This is a genomic window from Streptomyces sp. HSS9-12 (assembly GCF_054963655.1).
The window spans coordinates 76177-98580 of record NZ_JBUEGC010000010.1 but is presented as its reverse complement, the minus strand read 5'-3'; the positions used below and the strand labels follow the sequence as shown (position 1 = coordinate 98580).

Annotated in this window: 16 protein-coding genes; all 16 read right to left on the bottom strand. The window is 70.7% G+C overall.

Going from position 1 to position 22404, the window contains the following annotated elements; translation table 11 throughout:
• Positions 1-133 precede the first annotated feature (133 nt).
• The 16 genes from obgE to folC all read right to left on the bottom strand — a co-directional run bounded on the left by obgE (position 134) and on the right by folC (position 22307).
• Complete coding sequence (gene obgE, locus ACY34J_RS07840; RefSeq protein WP_462725761.1) at positions 134-1576, bottom strand: GTPase ObgE; 1443 nt, start codon at positions 1574-1576, stop codon at positions 134-136.
• 153 nt (positions 1577-1729) lie between these two features.
• Complete coding sequence (gene rpmA, locus ACY34J_RS07835; RefSeq protein ID WP_462725762.1) at positions 1730-1987, bottom strand: 50S ribosomal protein L27; 258 nt, start codon at positions 1985-1987, stop codon at positions 1730-1732.
• A 13-nt stretch (positions 1988-2000) separates the two neighbouring features.
• Positions 2001-2321, bottom strand: a complete 321-nt coding sequence (rplU, locus tag ACY34J_RS07830; RefSeq protein WP_462725763.1) for a 50S ribosomal protein L21 — start codon at positions 2319-2321, stop codon at positions 2001-2003.
• Positions 2322-3347: 1026 nt separating this feature from the next.
• On the bottom strand, positions 3348-7088 hold the full coding sequence (locus ACY34J_RS07825; protein WP_462725764.1) for an Rne/Rng family ribonuclease: 3741 nt from the start codon (positions 7086-7088) through the stop codon (positions 3348-3350).
• 221 nt (positions 7089-7309) lie between these two features.
• On the bottom strand, positions 7310-8086 hold the full coding sequence (locus ACY34J_RS07820; RefSeq protein ID WP_462725765.1) for a TIGR03936 family radical SAM-associated protein: 777 nt from the start codon (positions 8084-8086) through the stop codon (positions 7310-7312).
• Between the two features lie 48 nt (positions 8087-8134).
• Positions 8135-9328: a hypothetical protein gene (locus tag ACY34J_RS07815; protein WP_462725766.1), complete on the bottom strand. Its 1194-nt coding sequence runs from the start codon at positions 9326-9328 to the stop codon at positions 8135-8137.
• Between the two features lie 101 nt (positions 9329-9429).
• Positions 9430-11352: a TIGR03960 family B12-binding radical SAM protein gene (locus tag ACY34J_RS07810; protein WP_462725767.1), complete on the bottom strand. Its 1923-nt coding sequence runs from the start codon at positions 11350-11352 to the stop codon at positions 9430-9432.
• Between the two features lie 108 nt (positions 11353-11460).
• Positions 11461-13059, bottom strand: a complete 1599-nt coding sequence (locus ACY34J_RS07805) for a CYTH and CHAD domain-containing protein (protein WP_462725768.1) — start codon at positions 13057-13059, stop codon at positions 11461-11463.
• 72 nt (positions 13060-13131) lie between these two features.
• Positions 13132-14331, bottom strand: coding sequence for a rod shape-determining protein RodA (gene rodA, locus ACY34J_RS07800; RefSeq protein WP_462725769.1), 1200 nt, complete (start codon positions 14329-14331; stop codon positions 13132-13134).
• Positions 14331-16511 (bottom strand): penicillin-binding protein 2, encoded by a 2181-nt coding sequence (mrdA, locus tag ACY34J_RS07795; protein WP_462725770.1) that lies wholly within the window; start codon positions 16509-16511, stop codon positions 14331-14333. The genes rodA and mrdA overlap by 1 nt, the downstream gene beginning before the upstream one ends.
• 133 nt (positions 16512-16644) lie before the next feature.
• Positions 16645-17322, bottom strand: a complete 678-nt coding sequence (gene mreD / locus ACY34J_RS07790; protein WP_462725771.1) for a rod shape-determining protein MreD — start codon at positions 17320-17322, stop codon at positions 16645-16647.
• Entirely contained in the window at positions 17319-18365 is a 1047-nt protein-coding gene (mreC, locus tag ACY34J_RS07785) for a rod shape-determining protein MreC (RefSeq protein ID WP_462725772.1), read from the bottom strand. Before mreC ends, mreD begins: the two co-directional genes overlap by 4 nt.
• Positions 18366-18522: 157 nt before the next feature.
• Entirely contained in the window at positions 18523-19542 is a 1020-nt protein-coding gene (locus ACY34J_RS07780) for a rod shape-determining protein (protein ID WP_462725829.1), read from the bottom strand.
• Positions 19543-19854: 312 nt separating this feature from the next.
• Positions 19855-20268 carry a nucleoside-diphosphate kinase gene (gene ndk / locus ACY34J_RS07775; protein WP_462725773.1) on the bottom strand — a complete coding sequence of 138 codons (414 nt, stop codon included), beginning with the start codon at positions 20266-20268 and terminating at the stop codon, positions 19855-19857.
• Between the two features lie 145 nt (positions 20269-20413).
• Positions 20414-20773: a DUF4233 domain-containing protein gene (locus ACY34J_RS07770; protein ID WP_462725774.1), complete on the bottom strand. Its 360-nt coding sequence runs from the start codon at positions 20771-20773 to the stop codon at positions 20414-20416.
• Between the two features lies 1 nt (position 20774).
• Positions 20775-22307 carry a bifunctional tetrahydrofolate synthase/dihydrofolate synthase gene (folC, locus tag ACY34J_RS07765; RefSeq protein ID WP_462725775.1) on the bottom strand — a complete coding sequence of 511 codons (1533 nt, stop codon included), beginning with the start codon at positions 22305-22307 and terminating at the stop codon, positions 20775-20777.
• Positions 22308-22404 lie beyond the last annotated feature (97 nt).

Below are 22404 nucleotides of genomic sequence, written 5' to 3'. Positions count from 1 at the left end.
ACGGGCCGGGAGGATCACCTTCCGGCCCGTTGTCGTGCCGGCGTCGTCGTGCCGCCGTCGTCGTATCGGCGTCGTCGTGCCGGGGCAGCGCGCCCCGGTGTGCCCGGTGGCGGGACCGCGCCGAAGGCGCGGGCTACGCGAAGGGGTCGAAGCCCTCGTACTCCTGCTGGGCCGCGTCGGCCCGCTCGGCCTCGCGCTCGCGGCGGCGCTGCGCGGCTGGGCGCGGAGCCTCGAAGCGGTGGTCCTCGCCACGCCTGCCGAGCATCTCGGCGCCCGCCGCCATCGACGGCTCCCAGTCGAAGACGACCGCGTCGTCGCCGCTGCCGATGACGACCTCGTCGCCTGCACGGGCGCCGGCCTTCACCAGCTCCTCCTCGACGCCGAGGCGATTGAGCCGGTCCGCCAGATAGCCGACCGCCTCGTCGTTGGCGAAGTCGGTCTGCCGCACCCAGCGCTCCGGCTTCTCGCCGAGTACGCGGAAGAAGTCGTCCTCCCGCGTCACCGTGAAGCCGGCGTCGTCCACAGCCTTGGGACGGATGACGATCCGCGTCGCCTCCTGCTTGGGCTTGGCCGCCCGTGCCTTCGCGACGATGTCGGCGAGGGCGTACGAGAGCTCCTTCAGCCCGGTGCGGGCGACCGCGGACACCTCGAAGATCTGGTAGCCGCGGGCTTCCAGCTCCGGCCGGATGATGTCGGCCAGGTCCTGGCCGTCCGGGATGTCGACCTTGTTCAGGACGACGATCCGCGGCCGGTCCTCCAGCCCGCCGCCGTACTGCGCCAACTCCGCCTCGATGACGTCGAGGTCGCTCACCGGATCGCGCTCGGACTCCAGCGTCGCCGTGTCCAGGACGTGCACCAGCACCGAGCAGCGCTCGACGTGCCGCAGGAACTCCAGGCCAAGGCCCTTGCCCTGGCTGGCGCCCGGGATGAGCCCGGGGACGTCCGCGATGGTGTAGACGGTCGAACCGGCCGTCACCACCCCTAGGTTGGGCACCAGCGTCGTGAAGGGGTAGTCAGCGATCTTCGGCTTGGCGGCCGAGAGGACGGAGATCAGGGACGACTTGCCGGCGCTGGGATAGCCGACGAGGGCCACGTCCGCGACGGTCTTGAGCTCCAGGATGATGTCCCCGCTCTGCCCGGGCTCGCCGAGCAGCGCGAAGCCGGGGGCCTTGCGGCGGGCCGAGGCGAGCGCGGCGTTGCCCAGGCCGCCGCGGCCGCCCTGGGCGGCGATGTAGCGCGTCCCGTGGCCGACCAGGTCGGCGAGCACATTACCGTCCTTGTCCTGGACGACGGTGCCGTCCGGAACCGGCAGGATCAGGTCCGTGCCGTCCTTGCCGGACCGGTTGCCGCCCTCGCCGGGCTTGCCGTTGGTGGCCTTGCGGTGCGGGGAGTGGTGGTACTCGAGCAGCGTGGTGACGGACTGGTCGACGACCAGGATCACATCGCCGCCGCGGCCGCCGTTGCCGCCGTCCGGGCCGCCGAGCGGCTTGAACTTCTCGCGATGCACGGAGGCACAGCCGTGGCCTCCGTTACCCGCGGCGACATGCAGCTCGACGCGGTCCACGAAGGTGGTCATACGGGGTGCCTCCTGCTGGCTTGTTACTGGCGTGGGGTTCTGAAGGTTCTGATGTACAACGCACCGAGGGCGGACCGGCTTCCCGAGGCTGTGTGCTCCGGGAAGGGCGGTCCGCCCTCGGTGGTGTGTCTTGAGTCGCGCCGGGCCGGGAGATTACTCGGCGGCCGGGACGATGTTCACGACCTTGCGACCACGACGGGTGCCGAACTCGACCGCACCGGCGGCGAGGGCGAACAGCGTGTCGTCCCCACCACGGCCCACACCGGTGCCCGGGTGGAAGTGGGTGCCGCGCTGACGGACCAGGATCTCACCGGCGCTGACGATCTGGCCGCCGAAGCGCTTGACGCCGAGCCGCTGAGCGTTGGAGTCGCGACCGTTCCGGGTGGACGATGCGCCCTTCTTGTGTGCCATCTCTTCTCAGTCCTTACTTCGCAGCCGTGGGGATGCCGGTGATCTTCAGCGCCGTGTACTGCTGGCGGTGGCCCTGGCGCCGGCGGTAACCGGTCTTGTTCTTGTACCGCAGGATGTCGATCTTGGAGCCCTTGTGGTGGTCCACGACCTCGGCCTGGACCTTGATCCCGGCCAGCACCCACGGGTCGCTGGTCACGGCGTCGCCGTCAACAACGAGCAGGGTCGAGAGCTCGACCGTGTCGCCCACCTTGCTGGTGGGAAGCTTGTCAACCTCGACGATGTCGCCGACAGCCACCTTGTGCTGGCGACCACCGCTGCGCACGATTGCGTACACGCGATCTCACTCTCTCTGCTCGAAACGGGACCCTTGACGCCAGCCGCTCACACGGGCCCGCGGCCCGCGATATCCGGAAGGACGAGCGGCCTCTCCCGATGGAGCGGGAGGGAGGTGCTCAGGGGTGTGGCGTACAAACGCCGACGGTCAAGGTTACGGGGCCGGTAGGAGGGGGTCAAACCGGGTCGCTCGCCGCGGGGCCGCTCCGCGCTGGGGCCCCGCCGGCCCCGGCGCCCCGCGTGGCGTGGCGCGCCGGCGCCGTGGCATGGTGCGCAGTCGGTTTGCCGGGGGGGCGGGCGCCGGGGCCTCCGGGGTGGGGGTCCTGGACTGCGCATCCTCGGGCCTGGCGGCCCTGCATACGCTTTTACGTCCAGGACCCCCACCCCTACGACCCCGTCACCCTCCACGCCGTAGGCGGCCACCGTTGTCCCGGGGCCTTTGATCCCGTACACGCAGATGTCCGGCACCTCCACGCCGTGGGCGGCCACCGTTGTCCCGGGGCCTTTGATCCCGTACACGCAGATGTCCGGCACCTCCACGCCGTGGGCGGCCACCGTTGTCCCGGGCCTTTGATCCCGTACACGCAGATGTCCGGCACCTCCACGCCGTGGGCGGCCACCGTTGTCCCGGGGCCTTTGATCCCGTACACGATGTCCGGCACCTCCACGCCGTGGGCGGCCACCGTTGTCCCGGGCCTTTGATCCCGTACACGCAGATGTCCGGCACCTCCACGCCGTGGGCGGCCACCGTTGTCCCGGGCCTTTGATCCCGTACACGATGTCCGGCACCTCCACGCCGTGGGCGGCCACCGTTGTCCCGGGGCCTTTGATCCCGTACACGATGTCCGGCACCTCCACGCCGTGGGCGGCCACCGTTGTCCCGGGGCCTTTGATCCCGTACACGCTGATGTCCGGCACCCGTCAGCAACACCCGTCACCCCCCCGCGCCGTGGGCCGGACCCGCGTATATGTGGCGAGGTCCGGCACCCTCCCCGGGTGGGGTGGGTGCCGGACCGGACCGTAACGGTTACGACTCGTCGGCCGATGCGGAGACAGACGATGCCGTCTGGTCCGCGGCCGCGGTCTTCTTCGCCGCCGCCCTCTTGGCCGTCGCCTTCTTCGCCGTGGTCTTCTTGGCGGCCGTCTTCTTCGCCGCCGGCTTCTTGACGGTGGCCTTCTTGGCCGTCGTCTTCTTCGCCGCGGTCTTGCGCGCCGTCTTCTTCGCCGGGGTCTCGGTCTCGGCCTCAGCCGCCGGCTCATCCGTGGCCGGAACCACCGTGACAGCGGCCTCTTCCACGTCCTTCGGCGGGCCCGCCGGGGCCGACACCTTGCGGGTCACCCGGCGCCGGGGCCGGGGCGGCGCCGGCTCGGCGACCTCGGTCGCTCCGGCCTCGGCAGACGGCTCCTCGGCCGGCTCGGCCTGCGGCGACGAGGCCACAACCACGACCGCCTCCTCCGCCGCCGCCTTCGGCGGGCCGGCCGGGGCCGATACCTTGCGGGTGGCGCGGCGGCGCATACGGCCACGGGCTCGCGTGGCAGCCGCCTCCGCCTCGGCCGCGCTGCTGTACAGCTCCTCGTCCGGCACGAACGCCGGCTCCGCAGACGCCGCCTCGCTGAGCGCCGGCAGAGCCTCGACCGCCGGCTCCGCCGCAGGCGCGACCTCCGCCACGGCCTCGGGCTCGGCGGTCACCTCGATCACCTGCTCGGCTTGCGCAGCGGCAGCCGCCTTGCCCTTCTTCTTGCGCTTGCCGCCGCCCCCGGCGCCGACCGTCGTCACGTGGTCCATGTGGACGATGACGCCGCGCCCGTTGCAGTGCACGCACTGGTCGGAGAAGGACTCCAGCAGGCCCTGGCCGACCCGCTTCCGGGTCATCTGAACCAGACCCAGCGAGGTCACCTCGGCCACCTGGTGCTTCGTACGGTCCCGGCCCAGGCACTCCAGCAGACGCCGCAGCACCAGGTCCCGGTTGGACTCCAGCACCATGTCGATGAAGTCGATCACGATGATGCCGCCGAGGTCGCGCAGTCGCAGCTGACGCACGATCTCCTCTGCCGCCTCAAGGTTGTTCCTGGTGACCGTCTCCTCGAGGTTGCCGCCCTGACCGGTGAACTTCCCGGTGTTGACGTCGATGACGACCATCGCCTCGGTCCGGTCGATCACCAGCGAGCCGCCGCTCGGCAGCCAGACCTTGCGGTCCAGCGCCTTCATCAGCTGCTCGTCGATCCGGTACGTGGCGAAGACGTCGACGTCCGAAGTCCACTTCTGCAGGCGGTCGACGAGGTCCGGCGCGACGTGCGAGACGTACCCGTGGATGGTCTCCCACGCCTCGTCACCGCTGATGATGACCTTCGAGAAGTCCTCGTTGAAGATGTCGCGGACGACGCGGACAGTCAGGTCCGGCTCGCCGTACAGAAGCGTCGGCGCGTTGCCGGTCTTCGCCTTCTTCTGGATCTCCTCCCACTGCGCCTGCAGCCGCTCGACGTCCCGGCGCAGCTCCTCCTCGCTCGCGCCCTCGGCGGCCGTACGGACGATCACGCCCGCGTCCTCGGGGACGATCTTCTTGAGGATCTGCTTCAGACGCTGCCGCTCGGTGTCCGGGAGCTTGCGGCTGATGCCGGTCATCGAGCCTTCGGGCACATAGACCAGGTAGCGGCCGGGGAGGGAGACCTGGCTGGTCAGCCGGGCGCCCTTGTGGCCGATCGGGTCCTTGGTGACCTGTACGAGCACGGGCTGTCCGGACTTCAGCGCGGTCTCGATCCGGCGCGGGCCGTTGGCCATGCCCAGCGCCTCGAAGTTGACCTCGCCGGCGTACAGGACCGCGTTGCGCCCCTTGCCGATGTCGACGAAGGCGGCCTCCATGGACGGCAGGACGTTCTGGACCTTGCCCAGGTAGACGTTGCCGACGTAGCTGGTGGCCTGCTCCTTGTTGACGAAGTGCTCGACGAGGACGTTGTCCTCGAGCACACCGATCTGGGTGCGGTCGCCGGACTGTCGGACGACCATCACACGCTCGACGGCCTCACGGCGGGCCAGGAACTCGGCCTCGGTGATGATCGGGACACGGCGGCGGCCCTGCTCGCGGCCCTCGCGACGGCGCTGCTTCTTGGCCTCCAGGCGGGTGGAGCCCTTGATGGACTGCACCTCGTCGACCGGCTCCGCTTCCTTCTTCCGCGGCTCGCGGATCTTGACGACCGTACGCTCCGGCTCGTCCGCGCTCGGCTCGGTCTCGAGCGCTTCGCCGCTGCGGCGGCGACGGCGGCGGCGACGGCGGCTGGTGCTGGTGCCGGCCGCGGTGGCTTCCGCCGCCTCCTCTGCCGGCGCCTCCTCGGAAGGCTCCTCGGCGGCCTCGGCCTTCGGCTGCTCCGCAGCCTCTTCCTCGCGCTCGGCGGCTTCCTCGGCGCCCTCCGCGGCCTCCCCGCGGCGACGGCGACGGCCGCCACGGCGGCGACGGCGTGCCGGACGCTCGCCGGCCTCTTCCTCGGCCTCAGTCCGCTCCTCGGCCTCCGCCTCGGTGGTCTCCGCCGCTGCCTCCTCCCGCGCCTCGGCGGGGGCACCGGCCTCCTCGGCGACGCGGCGACGGCGCCGGCGACGGCGTTCGGCCGGCTCTTCGAACTCCTCGTCCCGCTCCTCCGCGGCCTCGGCTGCCGCTGCGGCCGCGGCGCTCTCCGGAGTCTGGAACACGGGCTCGGTGAAGACCGGCGCCTGGAACACGGCGGTCGGCGGCCGTACCGCCCGCCGGCGCCGTACGGGCACCTCGGGCTCCGGCTCGGCTTCGGCCTTGGTCTCCTCGGCCGCCTCCGGGGCGGCGGGGGCCGCTTCCTTGCGCTCCGCGCGCCGCCGGGTACGGCGCGGCTTCTCCTCGTCGACGGACGCGGCGGCCGGGGCCTCGACGGCCTCTTCGGGCGCGGCGCCACCGGCTTCAGCGGGCGCTGCCTCGGCAGCAGGAGCCTCCTCCGGGGCGGTCGTCTTGCGGGTCGCACGACGCCGCGTACGAGCGGGCTTGACCTCGCCGGATTCGGTGGCGGCGGCAGTCTCCCCGGGCTCTGCGCCACCGGTCGGCACAGCGCCCTTCTCGGCCTCCGCAGGCTGCGGCGAACCCGCCGGAGCGGTCGCCTTACGGGTCGTACGACGGCGCGTACGGGCAGCGGACTCATCGGGCTGGGGCTCCGAGCCGCCAGTCACGGCGCCTGCCGGTTCCTTATCGGCCGACACAGCGGCCTCCTCGGCCTCCGCAGGCTGCGGCGAACCCGCCGGAGCGGTCGCCTTGCGCGTCACCCGGCGCCGCGTACGAGCAACCTCGGCGGACTCATCGGGCTGGGGGTCCGAGCCGCCGGCCACGGCGCCTGCGAGTTCCGCATCGGCCCGCTCGGACACAGCGCCCTCGGCGCCGGTCTCAGGCGTATCGCTGCCGGCCGACATCGCGGCCTGGGGCGCGGCACCGCTGATCGCGGCCGCCGCCTCTTCACGTTCGGCTTCTCCTTCAGCGGAACCCGCCATCGCGGCAGCGGGCTCCGTCGGCGCAGCGGCACTCACCACTGCTTCCTCGGGCGCGCCCTCGCCCGTCGTGGCGGTCTCGGCAACGTCATCCGTGGCCGGTATGGCCGGGGACACCGACGTGTCCGTGGGCGAGGCCGGCGGGCCCGCCGGCCGGGATGCCGCACGGCGCCGGCGGCGCGGCGGCAGGTTGTCGCTGGGGGTGTTGTTCTCTGAGCTGCCCTCGATGGCGCTGTTCCGCGCCACCTCCTTGGGCTCCATCGGCTCGAGCATGCGGGCGGTTCTCCCGTCACGCTCCCGGGCGCCGCGCCCGGTTCGGCAGCTGCCCGCGTGATGTGCGCGGTGCTGCCGTCCCGGGGCGCGGGCGCCGCACGGGAGCTGTCGTCTCACTCGCCGGGTCCGCCTCCGCGGCACCGGCGAAAGTCTGCTGTCTCAGTGCGCCTGTCGGGCCCGGGTGGCTCCCTGGTACATCGACGGCGCGTCGACGGCGGTCCTCAGGCCGTACCTTCGTGCGCTTTCGCGGCGGCCGGCCCGGCGGCCGTGGGTGGGGCGGCCATGGCGGCCTCGCGGTCAGGCGCGAGCGGGTCGGTCACCGTACCGGTCTCCTCATCGAGCAGCCCCTGCGCCAGCCTGGTCACCGCTGCGGGGACCGGCGGCGCCAGGTCGGCCGTAGCGCGGAGGCCGGACAGGACGTCGTCGGGTCGAACGGCGGGTGTGGCATGCCGAACAACCAGCCGCAGTATCGCACAGGCGCCGTCCCCGGGCCTATCAGCCGGTCCTTCGAGCGCCTCGAGGCGGACGACCGCTCCGCGCGCGTCGAAGGTCCGCATCCCGCTCTTCGTACGCCGCTCGACCTCTACGGTCTCCGCCGCGAGGAAGGCGGCGACGGCACGCTCGGCCTCGGCGGGTTCCACCCCGTCGAGCCGCAGCTCCCAGACGGATGCCTCCAGCCGCTCGGCGAGCCCGGAGGTGTGGGCCTCGACGGCTTCGATGACGTCGAGCCCGTCCGGAAGCGACTCGTCGAGCAGTCCGCGGAGCGTCTCGGGGTCGCGCGGCTCGGTGAGGGCGATCTCCAGGTACTCGGCCTCGCTGCCCGTGCCGGTGGGTGCGGCATTGGCGTACGACACCTTGGGATGCGGGGTGAAGCCGGCCGAGTACGCCATGGGCACCTCGGCGCGGCGCAGCGCCCGCTCAAGAGCGCGCTGGAAGTCGCGGTGGCTGGTGAACCGGAGGCGGCCGCGCTTGGTGTAGCGCAGTCGGATGCGCTGCACCGCGGGCGCGGGCGGTGGGCCTTCGGGCTGTCGCTTGCCCAGTGTCGTTCAGTCCTTTGTGAGTGCGGTCGTACTGCTACCTAGAGTACGTGGCTCGGGAGCGTGGGGTTCCATACGGGGGCCGACGGCCGGCGCCGGCTGCCGCTCGCGCGGGGCGCCGAACAGCGCCCGGCGGATTTCCGCCCGCGTCTGCCGGGCGGACTCGCGGGCTGCGGCCAGCGCCTGGCGCGTCACCCGCCGCGCGGCCCGTACGGCTTCGGCGGCCGGCCGCACCAGGTGTTCCCGTACGGCATGCACGACGGGCCGCACCGCGGTGCGCCAGACCCACCGGACCGGCTCGACGAAGATCCACCGGAGCAGTCGGGCGAGGAAACGGCCGACGGCGCGGGAGATGTATCCGGCGACCCGCCAGGCGTGAGCCAGGGCGTCGCCGATCTCCCGGCACACGACGGCTATGGCGTGGCCTGTCGGCTTCAGCACCCAGCGCCAGAGTGCTACGGCGGGGACCACGAACAGGACGCGGCCCAGCCAGGCCAGTCCGCGGCCGAGCGGCACGACGACCGAGCGCCACAGCCAGCGGGCGGGTGCCAGGATCAGTACCTGGCCGATCCAGGCGAGGGCGATGCCGATGCCGCGGACCACAGCTGCCGCCCCCTCGAACACGGCGGTACCCAGCCACGCCAGTGCCCGGCCGAGGGGGACCAGCCCCTGCCGCCACAGCCAGCCGGCCGGGCGGGCGATGAGGTGGCGGGCCAGCCAGGCCAGGGCCACGCCGATGCCCCGGCCGGCCGGAGCCAGGACGCGGCGCCACAGCCAGGCCCAGGGCCAGACGAACAGCGCGCGCAGGACCCAGCCGACGGCGGCGCCGATGCCCCGGCCGACCGGCGCGAGGACGGAGCGCCACAGCCGGCGGGCCGGTGTCAGCACCAGTGTGCGGCCGAGCCAGGCCAGCGCCTTGCCGACGGCGACGGCAGGTACGACCGCGAGCGTGTGCCAGAGCCACCCGAGCGCGCGGCCGAGCGGTCGCAGTACGGTCCGCTGCAGCGCCTTGCCGCAGGCGGTCAGTACGTCCCACACCATCCGTACGGGCACCACGACGACCAGCGTCACGATCCGCACGGGCAGCCGGATCGCCGTGACCAGGCAGCCTTCGGCGGGCGCCGGCCGGTCATCCACCGTGCCGCTGCCGTGCTTGACCAGCCGCACCAACTCCGTTCGCCGGCCGTCGTGCTGAGGCTGCATAGCGCTCCCCCCTGCTGTTCAGTTGCTCACACGCGCCGCGGTGACGTGTGGTTGCACGACGGCCCGGTCACCGACTCGTGACCGGGCCGCAGTGTGTGCCGCTACTTCACCGTCAGCGGCAGCAGCTTCTTGCCCGTCGGGCCGATCTGAATGTCCAGGCCGAGCTGCGGGCAGACTCCGCAGTCGAAGCACGGCGTCCACCGGCAGTCCTCGACCTCGGTCTCGTCGAGGGCGTCCTGCCAGTCCTCCCAGAGCCATTCCTTGTCCAGGCCGGAGTCCAGGTGGTCCCAGGGCAGGACCTCCTCGTACGTCCGCTCGCGGGTGGTGTACCAGTCGACGTCGACTCCGTACTGCGGCAGCGTCTTCTCGGCGCACTCCATCCAGCGGTCGTAGGAGAAGTGCTCGCGCCAGCCGTCGAAGCGGCCGCCGTCCTCGTAGACGGCCCGGATGACGGCGCCGACGCGCCGGTCGCCGCGCGAGAGCAGGCCCTCGACGATGCCGGGCTTGCCGTCGTGGTACCGGAAGCCGATCGAGCGGCCGTACTTCTTGTCACCGCGGATCTTGTCGCGCAGCTTCTCCAGGCGGGCGTCGGTCTCCTCGGCGGAGAGCTGCGGCGCCCACTGGAACGGGGTGTGCGGCTTGGGCACGAAGCCGCCGATGGAGACCGTGCAGCGGATGTCGTTCTTGCCCGACACCTCGCGGCCCTTGGCGATGACCTTGGTCGCCATGTCGGCGATCTCCAGGACGTCGTCGTCGGTTTCGGTCGGCAGGCCGCACATGAAGTACAGCTTCACCTGGCGCCAGCCGTTGCCGTACGCCGTGGCGACGGTCCGGATCAGGTCCTCTTCCGAGACCATCTTGTTGATGACCTTGCGGATGCGCTCGGAGCCGCCCTCGGGTGCGAAGGTGAGTCCCGACCGGCGGCCGTTACGGGTGAGCTCGTTGGCCAGGTCGATATTGAAGGCGTCGACACGCGTCGAGGGCAGCGAGAGGCCGATCTTGTCGTCCTCGTACCGGTCGGCGAGGCCCTTGGTGATGTCGGCGATCTCGCTGTGGTCCGCGGAGGACAGCGAGAGGAGGCCGACCTCCTCGAAGCCGGTCGCGTTCAGGCCCTTGTCGACCATCTCGCCGATGCCGGTGATGCTGCGCTCCCGCACCGGGCGGGTGATCATGCCGGCCTGGCAGAAACGGCAGCCGCGGGTGCAGCCGCGGAAGATCTCCACGGACATCCGCTCGTGGACGGTCTCGGCCAGCGGGACCAGGGGCTGCTTCGGGTACGGCCATTCGTCGAGGTCCATGACGGTGTGCTTCGACACCCGCCACGGCACACCGGAGCGGTTGGGCACGACGCGGGAGATCCGCCCGTCGGCGAGGTACTCCACGTCGTAGAACTTCGGCACATAGACGCCGCCGGTCTTCGCGAGGCGGAACAGCAGCTCGTCGCGGCCACCGGGGCGGCCCTCGGCCTTCCACGCGCGGATGATCTCGGTGATCTCCAGGACCGCCTGCTCACCGTCGCCGATGACCGCACAGTCGATGAAGTCCGCGATCGGCTCAGGGTTGAAGGCGGCGTGGCCGCCCGCCATGACGATCGGGTGGTCGACCGTACGGTCCTTGGCCTCCATGGGGATGCCGGACAGGTCCAGGGCGGTGAGCAGGTTGGTGTAGCCCAGCTCGGTGGAGAAGGAGACACCGAGGACGTCAAAGGCGCCGACGGGGCGGTGCCCGTCCACCGTGAACTGCGGGACGCCATGCTTGCGCATGAGATCCTCGAGGTCCGGCCAGACGCTGTACGTGCGCTCGGCGAGGACGCCCTCACGCTCGTTGAGGACCTCGTAGAGGATCATGACGCCCTGGTTGGGCAGCCCGACCTCGTATGCGTCCGGGTACATCAGCGCCCAGCGCACGTCGCACTCGTCCCAGTCCTTGACGGTGGAGTTGAGCTCTCCGCCGACGTACTGGATCGGCTTCTGGACATGCGGGAGAAGCGCTTCCAGGCGTGGGAAGACCGACTCGACAGGCATCGTGGAATCTCTCGTGAGCTGACTGGGGGCCCCCGCCCGCGGCAGGGGCAGGCGTGACCATCCAGGGTACCGTCCCCGTCACGGAGCACAGCAGCCACAAGATCGAGGTCAGGACAGCGCGGTGCGGTGCTTCTCGCCGGCTATGCCGGCCCACAGCTCCGGAAGCTCGCGCTCACGCTGGGCGGCCCGCGCCTCCTCCCGTGCGTACAGCACGCCGAAGGTGAAGGCGTTCTCGCCCGCGGCGTGCGCCTGAGCGGCGAGCTCGCGCAGCGCCTGCCGGGCGACCACGCTGTCCTGGTGATCGCCGAGCAGCTCCTGTACGGCGGTCATCCGGGCCACCAGCTGCTTCGCGGGGCGGCCGAGGGCGGGCCGGGCGGCCTCGGCGGCGTAGCGGGTGCGCTTGGCGGCCTTGCGGGCCTCGTGCATCGCGACGTCGCGCTCCCGGCCGGGCGGCGCGCCGAGCGCGTGCTCGACGTGGGCGGCGACCCGGTCGAAGTCGCGCAGTACGGCCTTGGGGATGACGTCCTGTGGCGGCCGGGCGGCGGCAGGCAGCAGGGGCGGTGCGGCGAGGAGCGCATCGAGGGCGCTCAGGAGGGCGAGGTAGCGCTTGCCGTCGAGGACGCCGATCAGCCGGCGCCGGGAGCCGCCGCGGCGGGCGTGCGACCAGGTGCGCAGGCGTCCGCGCACGGGGCCGACGAGCAGCGGAGAGGGCAGCTCGCCCAGCCGTTCCGTCAGCCGGTCGGTCAGCACCTCACGGTCGCGGTCGATGCCGAGCTCGCCGGCGAGCCACTTGAGTTCTTCGCCGATGGGGTCGGTGACGGCCCGGTCGAGGACCTTGCGGTACGAGCGGAAGGCGCTGCGCAGCCGACGGGTCGCGACGCGCATGCGGTGTACGGAGTCGGGCTGGTCACGGCGTACGGCCGGGTCGAGTTCGACGATCGCGGTGGCCTGCGTGCGGACGTAACGCAGTACGTGATCACCTGCGGTGAGCGGCGCACCGGTGCCGTCCGCGACGGCGCGCGCCTTCTTGCCCGTCTTGTCCTTTTTGGCGGCTTTGCCGCGCTTGGCCGCCTTCCCCGTGGCCTCGGTCGGCGCCCCGCTGCCGTCCGGGCGGGTGTCGGCGAGAGCCCGTGCCAGCTTGGAGGCCGCGGTCGCCCGGCGAATGCCGGAGCTGCGGAACGCACGCTCCACTGTGTCGAGGAAATCCGGGTCGGTGCCCTCGGCCAGTTCGACCTCGATCTCCGTCCACCGCGCCGTCCCGTCTCCGCCGCTCAGCCGCTCAGCGGTCACCTCGTCCACGCTGACCTCGGCGAGCAGCGCCCCGTCGGCGCCCATCAGATGCCGTACGTCCCGCTCGGACCGCAGCCGCACCAGCGGCACCAGCGCACAGTCGCGGACGCGCGAGCGTACGAGCCCGGCCAGGGCCCGGGGCAGTTGGTCCGAGAGCGGCGCCCGGATCTCGTCCCGGGTGTCCGGCCCGACCGGCAGCTTCAGGTGCCAGCCTTCGTCATCGCCGCCGGTGCGGCGGCGCAGGGTGATTCCGTCCGCGGCGAGCCGCTCGCCGACCGTGTCGTAGTAGACGGCGTCGAGCGCGGCCACGCCCTCGTCCGTCACGGCCGCGACCGGGGCGATCGCGGTCAGATCGGGCAGGCCGACGCCCTGCCCCACTTCAAACTTGCGCTCGATCTCCCGCTTTGTGTCCGCCATGAATCGAATTTAGTCGCGAATACGGTGCCGGCGGCAGACCCCGGCAGCAGTCTTACCGGCCCGGTCAGGCCGCTACGCCGATACGGGCCGTTGGACGCGGATCGACTGCAGCAGTCCGATGGCGATCCAGACCGCGAACATCGACGTACCGCCGTAGGAGACGAACGGCAGGGGCAGTCCGGCCACAGGCATGATGCCGAGCGCCATGCCGATGTTCTCGAACGACTGGAAGGAGAACCAGGCGATGATGCCGGCGGCGACGACCGTGCCATACAACTCGGTCGTGTCGCGGGCGATCCGGCAGGCCCGCCACAGGACGACGCCCAGCAGCACGATGATCAGGCCCGCTCCGAGGAAGCCCAGTTCCTCCCCCGCGACGGTGAAGATGAAGTCGGTCTGCTGCTCGGGCACGAACTGGCCGCTGGTCTGGTGGCCGTTGAACAGACCACTGCCGGTGAGACCGCCCGAACCGATCGCGATACGCGCCTGGTTGGTGTTGTAGCCGACACCTGCCGGGTCGAGTTCGGGGTTGGCGAACGCGGCGAAGCGGTTGATCTGGTACTCGTCGAGGAGCTTGAGTTGCCAGACCGCGACGGCTCCGGACGCACCGGCGGCGATCAGACCGATGACCCAGCGGTTGGATGCGCCGGAGGCGAGCAGCACGCCAAGCACTATCACCACGATCACCATCACCGAGCCGAGGTCCGGCATCAGCATGATGATCCCGATCGGCAGGGCGGCCAGGCCCAGGGACTGGACGACGGTCCGGTGGTCGGGACAGACGCGGTCGCCCGCGTCCACTTGCTCCGCCAGCAGCATCGCCATCCCGAGGATGATCGTGATCTTGCTGAACTCGGAGGGCTGCAGCGAGAACCCGCCGAGATTGAGCCAGGCATGGGAGCCGTTGATGGTCGCGCCCAGCGGGGTCAGAACGGCGGCGATCAGCAGGATGGAGAGGCCGTACAGCACGGGCACCGCGCCGCGCAGGGTGCGGTGCCCGAGCCAGAGTGTGCCGACCATCAGCGCCAGGCCGATGCCGACGTTGACCGCGTTGCGGATCAGAAAGGCGTACGGGTCGCCCTTGGTGAGCTCGATCCGGTTACGGGTGGCCGACCACACCAGCAGGGAGCCGATGACGGACAGCAGCAGAGCCGAGCCGAGCATCAGCCAGTCCAGCCGGCGGACCAGCGAGTCGCGCGCGGTGAGTTTCGCCCAGGTGCTGCGCTCGGGGGCGTAGCGGCTGATGGAGAAGCTGTTGCTGGCGCTGGTCACTAGTACCTCCGCCGGTCCAGGGCGGCCGCCAGCTGGGTGGGCTCCGCGGAAGGCTGGGGCTTCGCGGGCTCGTACGGCCTGGCCGGCTTGGACTCGATCGTGCCGTCCTTGTCGATCTTCGGCAGGGCCTTTTCGGGCTCCGGCAGCAGCGCGCGCTTCTTGTCGATGCCGCCCTTGGCGTCGATGCCGTACAGCGCGTTGTAGATATTGCGGACGGCGGGGGCGGAGGCACCGGAGCCGGTACCACCTTGGGAGATCGTCATGACGATCGAGTAGTCCTTGGTGTAGGTGGCGAACCAGGAGGTGGTCTGCTTGCCGTAGACCTCCGCGGTACCGGTCTTGGCGTGCATCGGGATCTTGTCCTGCGGCCAGCCGCCGAACCGCCAGGCGGCGGTGCCCCGGGTGGCGACGCCGGCGAGCGCGTCGTCCATCTGGGCGAGTGTCTTCTGGGTGATGGGCAGCTTGCCGTGGGGGGTGGGCTTGATCATCTTGATGTGCTTGCCGTCGGGGCTGACGATCGCCTTGCCCAGGGTCGGGTTGTAGAGCGTGCCGCCGTTGCTGATCGCCGCGTAGATGTTCGCCATCTGGACCGGGGTGACGAGGGTGTCGCCCTGGCCGATGGAGTAGTTGATGGCGTCATAGGCGTGGAGCTTCATGCCTTCGAGGCAGCCCTCGCGGGCGAGCAGGGTGCCGTAATCCTTCTTCTTCGGCCAGTCCTTGGCCTGATCGCACCAGACGTCCTTGTTGGCCTCCCAGAAGTTCTTCTTCCACTGGCGGTCGGGGACGCGGCCGGTGACCTCGTGGGGGAGGTCGATGCCGGTCTCGGCGCCCAGGCCGAAGTCGTGGGCCGTCTTGTAGAACCAGTTCTTGGCGTCCTTCTTCGGCTTGTCTCCGCCGTCCCTCTTCCACTCCTGGTGGCCGAGGGCGTAGAAGACGGTGTCGCAGGAGACCTCCAGTGCCCGGCCGAGGTTGATCGGGCCGTAGCCCTTGGACTCGAAGTTCTTGAAGACCTGGCCGCCAATGCTGTACGAGCTGCCGCAGTTGTAGTGGCCGTCGAAGTCGTAGCCGGCGTTGACCGCGGCGGCGGTCGAGACCACCTTGAAGATGGAGCCGGGGGCGGCCTGGCCCTGGATGGCCCGGTTCAGCAGCGGGTAATTGGACTTCTGGCTGGTCAGCTTGGCGTAGTCCTTGCCGGAGATGCCGCCGACCCAGGTGTTGGGGTCGTAGTCGGGATTGGAGGCCATCGCCACCACGCGTCCGGTCTTGGCCTCCATCACCACGATGGCGCCCGCGTCCGCCTTGTAGTTGGTCCCGGTGTTGCGGTCCATCTGCTTGCGGGCTTCCTTCATGGCCTGGTCCAGCTGCTTCTCCGCTTCCGCCTGCACCCGGGCGTCAATGCTGGTGATCAGGGTCGAACCGGCCTGGGCCGGGTCGCTCTTGTCCTGGCCGATCACGCGGCCGAGGTTGTCCACCTCGTAGCGGGTGACACCAGCCTTCCCGCGCAAGTATTTGTCGTAGGACCGCTCCAGGCCGTTACGGCCGACCTGGTCGGAGCGCAGCAGCGGGGAGTCGCTGTTCTTGGCCTTCTCGACCTCCTCGTCGGTGACCGGCCCGAGGTAGCCCAGAACCTGGGCGGTCCGGCCCTTCAGCGGCGCGGGGTAGCGGCGTACGGCGGTGGGCTCGGCGGTGATACCGGGGAAGTCCTCGGAGCGCTCGCGAATCTGCAGCGCCTGCTGGGTGGTGGCCTCGTCGGTGATGGGGATGGGCTGGAAGGGCGAGCCGTTCCAACAGGGCTGTGGCGTCTTGGAGTCGCACAGCCGGACCTTCTCGGCGATCTCCTTCGGCATCATGCCGAGGACCCCGGCGAGGCGCGCGATGACGGCCTTGCCGTCGTCCTTCATCTTCAGCAGGTCGGTGCGGCTCGCGGAGACCACCAGGCGAGTCTCGTTGTCGGCGAGCGGCACACCGCGGGCGTCCAGGATGGACCCGCGGACGGCGGGCTGGACGACCTGCTGGACGTGGTTGCTGGCGGCCTTCTGGGCGTACTCGGCACCGTCGCGGATCTGGAGGAACCACAGCCGCCCGCCCAGGGTGAACAGCATGGAGAACACCAGGATCTGGAGGGCGATCAGCCGGATGGTGACCCGCGAGGTGCGCCCGGTCTCAGGAATGTTACTCATAGCGCGTCAGCGCTTTTCCATTGAGGGTGGTGGTGGGCGACGGGTGGGCATTGCTCATGGCGCGCTGGGACACCTCCCGGAGGACGGTGGAAGGAACTTCCGTTGAGGGTGGTCGGGGCGGGCTGGGCGTTGCTCATAGCCGCTTGACCCCCTTGATGCGTCCGGCCCTGAGCTTGGCCGTCCGCAGGAGGCCACCGCGCTGGCTGCCGATGCGCAAGCCCCGGCTCGGGCGGCCGGCGATGAACGCGCCCCCCGTCGTAATGCCGCGCAGGGCGTTGTCGGTTCCGGCGCTGCCGGAGGTTTCGGTGAGGTGGTCCGGCTCGGTGCGCCGGGCGAGCCCCATCACCAGCGGCACCACGAACGGCGCCAGCAGCAGGTCGTACAGCGCGGCCGTGAACAGCAGCCGGCCCAGCCCCACCTGGCCCGCACCGGTGTCGCCGATGAGGGCGCCCACGCCCGCGTACAGCAGGGTGGTGCCGAAGGCGGCGACCACCACGACGAGGAGGGGTCCGGTGGCCGAACGGAGCCGGCCGCTGTCGGGCTTGGCGAGACCGGCGGCATAGCCGATGACGCACAGGACCAGGGCATAGCGGCCGACGGCGTGGTCGGCGGGCGGAGCGAGGTCGGCGAGCAGGCCGGCACCGAAGCCGACGAGGGCGCCTGCGGTGTGTCCGTAGACGAGCGCGAGGCCGAGTACGACAAGCAGCAGCAGGTCGGGGACGGCGCCGGGGAGCTGGAGCCGGGCGAAGACGCTCACCTGGAGGACGAGCGCGACGGCGACGAGGGCGGTGGCGAGAGCGGTTCGTTTCACCCTGCTGCTCCTGTCCTGGCACCGGGGGTGTCGGCGGCGGCGGTTTCGGCTCCGGACGGCCCGGCCCCGGGCGTCTGCTGGGCGCCGGGCTCGGCAGCCTGTGGCGGTCTGCTTGCGCCGGGCGAGTTCGTGGCAGACGGGCTGACGGTGACGGTCACCGTGGGCGCCGGCTTCGGCTTGGCCGGCCGCGGCGGCAGCACCGTGTCGCGCGGGTTCGTGCGCGGCGGCTGGACGACGACGCCGACGATGTCGAGTTTGGTGAAACCGACGAACGGGCGCACGCGCAGGGTGCGGGTCAGGGAGCCGTTCGGAGAGTCGACGCGCACGATCTCACCGACCGGCACGCCGGGCACGAAGGGCTTGTCGGCGCTCGAGCCGAAGGTGACCAGCCGGTCGCCCTTGTTCACCTTGGCCCTGCCGTTGAGGAGTTGGACCCGCAGCGGGCGGTCGCCGGCGCCGGTGGCGAAGCCGAGCTCTCCGGTCCTCTCCATACGGGTGCCGACGGTGAAGTCGGGGTCGTTGGCGAGCAGAACGGTGGCGGTGCTGGGGCCGAGTGTGGTGATGCGGCCGACGAGGCCGTCGCCGTTGATGACGGTCATGTCCCGGGTGAGGCCGTCATCGCTGCCGGCGTCGATGGTGACGGTCCAGGAGAAGCCCTGGGACGCTCCTATGGCGATGACCTGGGCGGCCTTGATGCCGTACTGGCCCGCGCCCGCGACCCTGAGCAGCTTGTCGAGTTCGGCGGCCCGGCCCCGGGTGCGTTCGTCGCTGCCGAGCTTGACCCGGAGTGCGGCGTTCTCGCGCTCGAGTTCGCTGATCCGGTTGTGTCGTACGTCGGAGTCCCGGACGGCTCCGATGGCATTGCCGATCGGGTCCACGGCGGTCGCCACGCCGTTCTCCACGGGGCCGAAGGCCGATGCGGCAATCCGGCGCACACCGTCCAGCGGGGAGTTCTCGCCGCCGCGGATATCCACCGTGATCAGCGCGAACGCGATGGCGACCAGCAGCACCAGAAGCAGCCGGCTCTCTCGTGTGTCCCTCACGTGCGGCGGCCGTGCCTTTCCTCGTCGGAATGCCTTCAGGGGGTGTTGCCTTATGGAGCGGGGACGAACGGTCCGCCATGCGAACGAGCCGCCGCGCGGTCACCCGCGCGGCGGGAGCAGTCCCCCGGCCGGCGGCTGGGGGACGCGTTCGCCCGCGTTATCTGCGGGGCTGGGCGTCCAGCACCTGCTGGAGCGCCTCGAACTCCTCGACGCACTTGCCGGATCCGAGCGCGACGGAGTCCAGCGGGTCCTCGGCGATGTGGATCGGCATACCGGTCTCGCGGCGCAGCCGCTCGTCGAGGCCGCGCAGCAGGGCACCGCCGCCGGTGAGGACGATGCCGCGGTCCATGATGTCGCCGGAGAGCTCCGGCGGGCACTTGTCGAGCGTGGTCTTGACGGCGTCCACGATCGCGTTGACCGGTTCCTCGATGGCCTTGCGCACCTCGGCCGCGGAGATGACCACAGTCTTGGGCAGGCCGCTGACCAGGTCCCGGCCGCGGATCTCGGTGTGCTCCTCCTGCTCCAGGTCATACGCCGAGCCGACCGTGATCTTGATGCTCTCGGCAGTGCGCTCGCCCAGCAGCAGGCTGTACTCCTTCTTGATGTGCTGGATGATCGCGTTGTCCAGCTCGTCACCGGCCACGCGGATCGACTGTGCCGTGACGATTCCGCCGAGCGAGATCACGGCGACCTCGGTGGTGCCGCCGCCGATGTCCACGACCATGTTGCCGGTGGCCTCGTGGACGGGAAGCCCCGAGCCGATCGCGGCCGCCATCGGCTCCTCGATGATGTGCACCTGGCGGGCGCCGGCCTGCGTGGAGGCCTCGATGACGGCACGGCGCTCGACACCCGTGATGCCGGAGGGCACACAGACCACGACACGCGGCCGGGCGAGATATCGCCGCTTGTGGATCTTCAGGATGAAGTAGCGGAGCATCCGCTCGGTGATCTCGAAGTCGGCGATCACGCCGTCCTTGAGCGGGCGTACGGCGACGATGTTGCCAGGGGTCCGGCCGATCATCTTCTTGGCTTCGGCGCCGACAGCGAGGATTCCGCCCGTGTTCGTATTGATGGCAACGACGGAGGGCTCGTTGAGGACGATCCCGCGACCCCTGACGTACACCAGCGTGTTGGCGGTCCCGAGGTCGACAGCCATATCACGGCCGATGAACGACATATTGTTCCCCATGAGGATACGTCTGGCCTTCCCAGCTGGAGCAACGGCGGCTTGGCGGTAGGCAGAGGGTGGGCGCTGTGGGTGGAGGAGGCTTCCATCGTAGTCTCGGTCGCCGCGACGCGACGCGAGGGTCCTTCCGCCATTGTCAGCAGAACACCACTCCGCCCCCGTAATGGTGACGTCGTGTCGGGGGGACGGGTTCCCCCAGATGGCTGGATTATGCCAAAGGGCGACCGAAATTCTTCAGTCGCCCCAGGTCACGAGCTCATCATGGCTGACGATTAATCAGAAATTCGCCCAACGGAGTGGCTTTCAGCCAACCGTGGGAAAGAACAGTTTCAGCTCTCGCTCCGCGGACTCCTCGGAATCCGAGGCGTGGATGAGATTCTCTCGGACAATGGTGCCGAAATCACCACGAATACTGCCCGGCGTTGCGGCAATCGGGTCGGTCGGGCCCGCCAGAGTGCGCAGGCCTTCAATGACCCGCTCACCCTCGACGACCATCGCCACGACCGGCCCGGAGAGCATGAACTCCACCAGCGGCTCGTAGAACGGCTTGCCCACATGCTCGGCGTAATGCTGCTCGAGCACCTCACGGTCCAGAGTCCGCAGCTCCAGCGCGCTGATCCGCCAGCCCGCCTTGCGCTCGATACGGCCGACGATCTCACCGATCAGACCACGGCGTACGGCGTCGGGCTTGAGGAGGACGAGGGATCGCTGGCTCACGGTGCGGCTCCTTTGCGGTGCTTATCTGGGACTGCGACATCAGCGGCTGTCGCCGCGGCGCCGGACCCGGGACAGTGCGTTCTGGGGAGCGGCCCCAGACCCCTGACCGGGTCCGACGAGGCTACACGGGCCATTGATCGGTCTCTCACGCAGCGTCAGCCCCGGCACCTGGCCCGCCCTGGGCGGCGAACCGGGCCTTTGCTTCGTCGACCTTGCGGCCGAAGTGGACCGAGGCCCACCACAGCCCCGCGAAGACCGCGCCCAGGAAGAACATGACCGGGACGACGAGACCGCTGGCGATCAGTGCGATCTGCAGTGCCCAGCCGATCGCCACCGCGCCCGGCCGGGACAGCACTCCGCACAGCAGCAGGCACAGCACCATGGCCGTGCCGCTGACCGCCCAGACGGTGGTCGTCGGCAGATCGGACGTCTGCATCGCGACCAGCGCCGCGAAACCGATAACGAAGAACTCGCCGATCAGCGTGCTCGCGCACAGGGTTCGCATCTCACTGCCTCCCCAGCAGCAGCCGGGCCTCGCCGACCGTGATCACCGAGCCGGTCACCAGCACACCCGCGCCGGCGTACTCGCCCTCCTCTTCCGCCAGCGTGACCGCCGCCTCGATGGCGTCGTCCAGGCGCGGCTCGACCTGTACCCGCTCCTGCCCGAAGACCTCAACCGCGATCGCCGCCAGCTCGTCCACGTCCATCGCGCGATGGCTGGAGTTCCGGGTGACCACGACCTCGGCGAAGATCGGCTCGAAGGCCTCGAAGAAGCCCTTCACATCCTTGTCGCCGCTCGGGGCGACCACGCCGACCAGCCGGCTGAAGCCGAACGCCTCCGAGACCGCCTCGGCCGCGGCCCGTCCCCCCGCCGGGTTGTGCGCGGCGTCCAGGATGACCGTCGGGCTGTGCCGTACGACCTCCAGGCGCCCGGGCGAGACGACCGAGGCGAAGGCGGAGCGAACGGTCTCGATGTCCAGCGTGCGGGCGTGCAGCGCGCCGATGCCGAAGAACGCCTCGACAGCCGCCAGCGCCACCGCCGCGTTGTGCGCCATATGGGCGCCGTGCAGCGGAAGGAAGATATCCGGGTACTCACCGCCCAGGCCGCGCAGCCTCAGCAGTTGCCCGCCGACCGCCACCTCGCGGCTGACGACGCCGAACTCCATGCCCTCCCGCGCGACCGTGGCGTCCATCTCGACCGCGCGCTTGAGCATCACCTGCGCGGCGTCCACGGGCTGCTGCGCGAGGACGACGGTCGCGCCGTCCTTGATGATCCCGCCCTTCTCCTTGGCGATCTCACCGGGCGTGGTGCCGAGCCGGTCGGTGTGGTCCAGCGCGATCGGGGTCACCACGGCCACCTGGCCGTCGACCACGTTGGTGGCGTCCCAGGTGCCGCCCATGCCGACCTCGACGACCGCCACATCGACGGGCGCGTCCGCGAAGGCCGCGTACGCCATACCGGTGAGCACCTCGAAGAAGGACAGCCGGTGCTCCTGAGAGGCGTCGACCATCTCGACATACGGCTGGATGTCCCGGTATGTCTCGATGAACCGCTCGGCGGAGATCGGCGCACCGTCCAGGCTGATCCGCTCGGTGACGGACTCGACGTGGGGGCTGGTGTAGCGGCCCGTACGCAGCTCGAAGGCGCCCAGCAGCGCCTCGATCATCCGCGCCGTGCTGGTCTTGCCGTTCGTGCCGGTGACGTGGATCGAGGGATACGCGCGCTGCGGCTGGCCGAGGACGTCCATCAGCGCTTCGATCCGCACCAGCGACGGGTCGAGCTTGGTCTCCGGCCAGCGCCCGGCCAGCTCGGCCTCGACCTCGCGCAGCGCCCGGTCGAGCTCCGGGTCCGCGGGGCGGGCCGGGACGGGCTGGGCCTGTACGGGGCCCGCGTGGGTGCGCAGGGTACGGCTGCCGGCCTCGATCACCGCCAGATCGGGATCGCGGTCGGTCTCCGCTGCGACGATCTCCTCGAAGGCGTCGGGGGCATCGGACTCGCCGGGCTCGCCGGGGCCGTCGTACTCGGGGCGCTCACTCACGCCACCAGTCTACGGAGGCCGCCCACGTCAATCCGCCGGGCCTGGCCTGGCAGGCCACGTGGGTCGTCGCTGCCCGCGCCCACTGCCCGGCGCGCGC

Coding starts and splice junctions, on each gene's coding strand:
- obgE (WP_462725761.1), bottom strand. CDS start 1,576: ATGACCACCTTCGTGGACCGCGTCGAGCTGCATGTCGCCGCGGGTAAC.
- ACY34J_RS07770 (WP_462725774.1), bottom strand. CDS start 20,773: ATGCGAACCCTGTGCGCGAGCACGCTGATCGGCGAGTTCTTCGTTATC.
- ACY34J_RS07815 (WP_462725766.1), bottom strand. CDS start 9,328: ATGCAGCCTCAGCACGACGGCCGGCGAACGGAGTTGGTGCGGCTGGTC.
- ACY34J_RS07810 (WP_462725767.1), bottom strand. CDS start 11,352: ATGCCTGTCGAGTCGGTCTTCCCACGCCTGGAAGCGCTTCTCCCGCAT.
- mrdA (WP_462725770.1), bottom strand. CDS start 16,511: ATGAGTAACATTCCTGAGACCGGGCGCACCTCGCGGGTCACCATCCGG.
- ACY34J_RS07780 (WP_462725829.1), bottom strand. CDS start 19,542: ATGTCGTTCATCGGCCGTGATATGGCTGTCGACCTCGGGACCGCCAAC.
- ACY34J_RS07825 (WP_462725764.1), bottom strand. CDS start 7,088: ATGCTCGAGCCGATGGAGCCCAAGGAGGTGGCGCGGAACAGCGCCATC.
- ACY34J_RS07805 (WP_462725768.1), bottom strand. CDS start 13,059: ATGGCGGACACAAAGCGGGAGATCGAGCGCAAGTTTGAAGTGGGGCAG.
- rpmA (WP_462725762.1), bottom strand. CDS start 1,987: ATGGCACACAAGAAGGGCGCATCGTCCACCCGGAACGGTCGCGACTCC.